Genomic DNA, 5,546 nt, shown 5'->3' with positions numbered 1-5,546 from the left:
CCATGCCGAGCAGACACAAAAGCACCCAAATTCGGCTCGAATTGGGGGCTTTTGCGTCTGCTCGGCACCGGGGGGCGACGTGCTGACGGGAGTCGCTCGGCTCGCCATCGCGGCCCCGCGCCGCGTCCTCGCGGCCGCCGTATTGGTGATGGTCGGCGCCGCGATCTTCGGCGTCCCCGTGGTCAAGTCGCTGTCGGCCGGCGGCGGACTGGATCCAGGCGCCGAATCGTCCAAGGCGTCGGCCCTGCTCTCGACGAAGTTCGGCCAGGGCGACCTGAGCCTGCTGTTCGCGGTCACCGCCGGCGACGGGGCGCTCGGACCGCACGCGAGCGTGGTCGGCTCCGATATCGCTGCGCGGCTGCAACATTCGGCGCACGTCGGGTCGGTGGCCTCGCCGTGGACGGTGTCGCCGCAGGCGGCGCCAAAGTTCATCAGCAAGGACGGCAAAACCGGACTGATCGTCGCCGCCCTCACCGGCGGCGAGAACGACACACTGACCTACGCCGAACACCTCGCCGACGAACTCGCCCACGACCGCGACGGCGTCACGGTACGCGCGGGCGGCGACGCCGCCGTCGCCTGGCAGGTCAACGGGCAGACCCAGCAAGACCTGTTGCTGATGGAGTCGCTGGCGCTGCCGCTGAGTTTCCTGCTGCTGGTCTGGGTCTTCGGTGGCCTGGTGGCGGCGGCGCTGCCGGTGTCGGTCGGCGTCTTCTCGATCCTCGGGGCCATGGCGTCGCTGCGCGCGATCACGCTGTTCGCCGACGTGTCCGTCTTCGCCCTGAACCTGACCGTCGCGCTGGGCATGGCGCTGGCCGTGGACTACACGCTGCTGATCCTCAGCCGGTTCCGAGACGAGCTGGCGGAAGGGCAGACCCGGGACGCCGCGCTGATCCGCACGATGGCCACGGCCGGGCGCACCGTGCTGTTCTCGGCGTTGACGGTCGCGTTGTCGATGGCGGCGCTGGTGCTGTTCCCGCCGTTTTTCCTGAAGTCGTTCGCCTACGCCGGGGCGGTGGTCGTCGCGTTCACGGCGACGGCGGCGATCGTCGTGACACCCGCGGCCGTCGCGCTGCTGGGCGAACGGCTCGACGCGCTGGACGTGCGCCGCCTGACGCGGCGGGCCCTCCGGCGGGCGGACCCGCGACCCACGCCCGTCGATGAGTGGTTCTGGTACCGGTGGACGAGATTCGTGATGCGCCACGCGGTGCCGATCGGCATCGCCGTGACTGCGCTCCTGCTACTGCTCGGCGCGCCGTTTCGTGACGTGAAGTGGGGCTTCGCCGACGACCGGATACTGCCCACCAGTGCGTCGGCCCGTCAGGTCGGGGACCAGCTGCGCACAGACTTCCCGGGCAACGGAACTCCCGACATCACCGTCGTGCTGCCCGACGCCATGAATCTCACCCCCGGCGACCTCGATGCCTACGCCGCCGCGCTGTCGCGGGTGCCCGACGTCGTATCGGTCTCCTCGCCGCGCGCCACCTTCGCCGACGGCAGGCCGTGGCCCGGGCCGCCGGCGGCACCGGCCGGGCTCAAAGACCGCAGCGCCTTCCTGACCGTCACCACCACGGCGCCGCTCTATTCCGAAGCCTCCGCCGTCCAGCTCGACCGGCTGCACGCAGTTGCAACCCCGGCAGGCAGGCCAATGCAGCTGGCCGGGCCGGCGCAGGCCAACCGCGACAGCGTGCACGCAATATCGTCGCGGCTGCCGTGGGTGCTCGCGATCATCGCGGCGATCACGATGGTCCTGGTGTTCCTTCTGACCGGCAGCGCGGTGCTGCCCGTCAAGGCGGTGCTGATGAACGTCCTGTCGCTGACCGCGGCGTTCGGTGCCCTCGTCTGGGTGTTCCAGGAGGGGCATCTGGGCGGGCTGGGCACGGCGGCGACCGGCACGCTGGGGGTGGAGCTGCCGGTGCTGCTGTTTTGCATCGCGTTCGGGCTTTCGATGGACTACGAGGTGTTCCTGATGGCGCGGATCCGCGAGTACTGGCTGATCTCGCACCGCGGCTGGGGCGCCAACGACAAGAGCGTCGCGCTCGGGGTGGCCCACACCGGACGCGTTATCACGGCAGCGGCGCTGATCATGACGATCTCGTTCGCCGCGTTGATGGCCGCGCAGGTGTCGTTCATGCGGCTGTTCGGCTTCGGGCTGACGGTGGCGGTGGTGGCCGACGCCACGCTGGTGCGGATGGCGCTGGTGCCGGCCTTCATGCACGTGCTGGGCAGGGTCAACTGGTGGGCGCCGAAACCCCTGGCCCGCCTGCATGCTCGGTTCGGGTTCAACGAGGGTGTCAGCCGCTGGCCGGCGACCGATACCGGCCAAGACGCGTAGTCCTACTCATCCGCGGCGCGCCGCCGCCCCGCATGCTGAATTGCATGCCCCGATCGGACGCAAGGATTCCGCAAGCGTTTCACGAAGATGCGGCAAGCGGGGCGCCCCAATCTTGGTACACCCAGCGCTTCTCCGCCGGAGAAATTGGGACCGGTAGCTCCCCGGCCGGTGTCCACTTCTCCGCAGAGACCCCGCCACCGAAAGGAAACCACGTGAGCGCCACCCGCGAAAGCGCCCTGACGCTACATCGGCCCCGCACACCCGCCGCCGGCGCGCACCGCGCCTGCTACACCACCGGATCCCGCGCCCTCGCCTCGACCGACAGCCACCCGCTGCCCCGGATCAATGCCGTCGCCGCGGTTGTGCCCGTCGCCCCGATTTCACCGCCCGCGCCCCGCAAGTGGCTGGGCCTCTACGCGCTGAAGCCTTGGTACACCCGTCGGCTGACCCCGATCCTCAACGCCGCCGTGGCCCGCCAGATCTCGCCCGACGTGTTCACCGTGGCCGGAGTGGTGGCTGCCGGGCTGGCCGGTGTGACCATCGCGCTGGGCCTGTGGCCACTGGCGGCGTTGTTCCTGGCGCTGCGGCTGGCCGGCGCCAACCTGGACGGCGCGGTTGCCCGTGCCCGCGGGGTGAGCCGGCCATGGGGATTCGTCGTCAACGAGGTCGGTGACCGTGCGTCGGACCTGCTGACCTTCGCGGGCCTGGCCGTGTGGGCGGCGCAGCAGCGCGGCCCGGGTCTGCACTTCTTGTCGTGGCCGGTGCTCATGGTCATGGCGGCGGCGCTGGCGGCCACGCTGCCGACGTTCGCGTCGCTGGCCGCGGCCGGCGCCGGCGCGCAGCGGCGCAACGGCGGCCCGCTGGGCAAGACGGAACGTTGCCTTTTCGTACTGCTGGCGACGGCGTTCCCGGTCATCCTGCCGGTGATGTGCACGCAACTGGTGAACGGCTCGCTGATCACCACCGTGCTGCGGCTGCGGGCCGCCCGTCGCGAGCTGGCCGCCAAGCAGCAAGACACCCAGGAGGTGCTGGCATCATGACCGGATTCTCGAGCGTCCTGCGGCACTGGATGTGGCGCGCGGTGGCTGCCGCTTCGGGCGGGCTGACCGTGACCGGACAGTGGCGGGTGCGCGGTGGCTGCATCGTCGTGGCCAACCACTCTTCGCACGCCGACACCGCGGCCCTGCTGGCCGCCCTTCCCCCGGGGGCCCAGCCGGTGTTCGCGGCGGCCGCCGACTACTGGTTCGACGTGCCGGTGCGTCGCTTCATCGCGACCGCGGTGGCCGGCGTGCTGCCGGTGCGGCGCTCCGGCGGCGGCACCTACGAGCAGTTGCTGGCCGCGGCCCGCCCCGCGCTGAAGGCCGGGCGCACCGTCGTCATCTACCCGGAGGGCACCCGCTCGAAGGACGGCAGCATCGGCGAATTCCGCTCCGGCGCACTGCGGTTGGCGCGAGACTGCGGGGTGCCCGTCGTACCGGTCGCGATGCTCGGCACCGCCGACGTGCTGCCCAAGGGCGCCAACTTCATCTCACCCGCCCCGATGCAGTGCCGCATCGGCCAGCCCGTCGACCCCCGCGGTGTCTCGCCCGAGCAGTTGCGCGAACAGGTCATGGCCCTGCGCGGCGACCGCCTGCCGCAGACCGCCTACCGGTACGCCCTGGCCGCGTAAGTCCCGCTACGACCATGCGGCGATCACGGCCGACAGCGCGGCGGTGAAGATGATCGCGGTGCCGATCAGGTAGATGCCGTAGAAGCGGCGCAGCCAGCGGTGGAACACGCTGGACAACCCCCAGATCACCAGGCCCACCGTGGAGATCCGCAGGCCGCGCTCCAGCAGCGTCCAGCCGGCCAGCGCCCAGAGGTCCACGCCGTGCTGGCCGGCGGCGCGGGCATACACCTTCACCGGTATGCCCGACAAGGCCTGGTGCATGATCGCGCTGGGTCCCTCGGCGAATTGGCCATAGGCGGTGGCCGCCATCCGCGTGGTGGTCAGCGGTGCGGGCAGCAACACTCCGCGAGTCGTCAGCCACGCGTTGGTCAGCACGCCCAGCACGGACCCGGCGACCACCGCCCCGGCCAACGGCATCACCCGGCGCGGAACGGCGGCGGCGAACAGGAACAGGGCCATCTCGGCGACGATGAACCAGCTCAGCGCCTCGGCGTAGCCCCACAGGAACGCCAGCGGCAGGCCGTACGGCCCGGACATCACCTGGGCGATCGCCGACCAGACCCGGGATTGACGCTCGTGCATGCTCATCCGAGCAGGTACGCCAGCGGCAGGACCAGCAGCAGCGAGTCGATCCGGTCGAGCAGCCCACCGAACCCGGGCAGCCACGAGCCGGCGTCCTTGACCTGCGCCTGCCGCTTGACCATCGATTCGACGAGGTCGCCCAGCACGCCGCCGAATCCGACCGCGATCAGCAGCCCGACCGAAATCGTGCCCAGCAGTGTCAGCACCAGAAACGCCCCGACGACCGCACCCACCAGCCCGCCGACCGTCTTGTTGGGGCTCAGCGGCGACAGCGGCCGGCGGGCCCAGCCGAACTTGCGCAACCCCTTCCCGCCGCACCAGGCGGCGACGTCGGCGGCGGCCGCCGCGAAGCACACCAGGTACGCGTTGGACCACAACACCACCAGGTGCGCCAGCGACCAGCAGATCCACACCGAACCGAACGCGGTGAACGCCGTCCGCGGGACGCCATGTTCGACGTCACCGCTGAGCACCGACGGCAGCGCGCAGGCGAGGACGACGATCGGCGCGAGACTCAGCAGCGACGGGCGCAGCCAGGCCGCCAGCGGATACAGCACAGCCAGCCCCAGCAACAGGCCGAAGTCGACCTTGCCCAGCTTCACCAGGCGCTCGTATTCGGCCACGGCGACCACCGCCAGCGCGGCGGCCAGCACGGCGGTGGTGCCGTGGCCCAACCAGATCGGTATGCCGACCGCCGGCGCGATCATCATCCAGCTGCTCCAACGCTGGATCAGCTCCCGCTTGCGCGAGGCGAATACGGCGATGCCGCCGATCGCCAGCAGCCCCACCGTGATCCACATGAAGAACACGGACCGCGAGTACAGATGGATGTGCAGCGGACCGAGGTCGACATTGAGCGGCATGCGCCGGTCGAAGTGCAGAATTCGCAGGTACTGGTCGACGATCATCAACGTGTGAAAGCCTCCCGACGACGGCGGTTGGGGACACGATAAGCCCACG

Annotated in this window: 5 protein-coding genes; 3 read left to right on the top strand and 2 right to left on the bottom strand. The window is 70.6% G+C overall.

What is annotated here, in order from left to right; genetic code table 11:
* The first annotated feature begins 79 nt into the window (after positions 1 to 79).
* The 3 genes from AC5Y5V_RS18450 (at position 80) to AC5Y5V_RS18440 (ending at position 4,004) form a co-directional block, all read left to right on the top strand.
* Positions 80 to 2,335, top strand: a complete 2,256-nt coding sequence (locus AC5Y5V_RS18450) for an MMPL family transporter (RefSeq protein WP_499938188.1) — start codon at positions 80 to 82, stop codon at positions 2,333 to 2,335.
* Positions 2,336 to 2,547: 212 nt separating this feature from the next.
* Positions 2,548 to 3,375, top strand: coding sequence for a CDP-alcohol phosphatidyltransferase family protein (locus tag AC5Y5V_RS18445; protein WP_499938186.1), 828 nt, complete (start codon positions 2,548 to 2,550; stop codon positions 3,373 to 3,375).
* Positions 3,372 to 4,004 carry a lysophospholipid acyltransferase family protein gene (locus AC5Y5V_RS18440; protein ID WP_499938183.1) on the top strand — a complete coding sequence of 211 codons (633 nt, stop codon included), beginning with the start codon at positions 3,372 to 3,374 and terminating at the stop codon, positions 4,002 to 4,004. Before AC5Y5V_RS18445 ends, AC5Y5V_RS18440 begins: the two co-directional genes overlap by 4 nt.
* 6 nt (positions 4,005 to 4,010) lie before the next feature.
* On the opposite strand, the gene AC5Y5V_RS18435 is transcribed toward AC5Y5V_RS18440, so the two are convergent.
* Together AC5Y5V_RS18435 and AC5Y5V_RS18430 are read right to left on the bottom strand one after the other, a co-directional pair.
* Positions 4,011 to 4,586 (bottom strand): hypothetical protein, encoded by a 576-nt coding sequence (locus AC5Y5V_RS18435; protein ID WP_499938181.1) that lies wholly within the window; start codon positions 4,584 to 4,586, stop codon positions 4,011 to 4,013.
* A 2-nt stretch (positions 4,587 to 4,588) separates the two neighbouring features.
* Entirely contained in the window at positions 4,589 to 5,545 is a 957-nt protein-coding gene (locus tag AC5Y5V_RS18430) for a phosphatidate cytidylyltransferase (RefSeq protein ID WP_499938179.1), read from the bottom strand.
* Between the last annotated feature and the right edge of the window lies 1 nt (position 5,546).

Source organism: Mycobacterium sp. NGS68 (genome assembly GCF_059812195.1).
This window is presented reverse-complemented; position numbering and strand designations above follow the sequence as displayed.

Coding starts and splice junctions, on each gene's coding strand:
- AC5Y5V_RS18440 (WP_499938183.1), top strand. CDS start 3,372: ATGACCGGATTCTCGAGCGTCCTGCGGCACTGGATGTGGCGCGCGGTG.
- AC5Y5V_RS18435 (WP_499938181.1), bottom strand. CDS start 4,586: ATGCACGAGCGTCAATCCCGGGTCTGGTCGGCGATCGCCCAGGTGATG.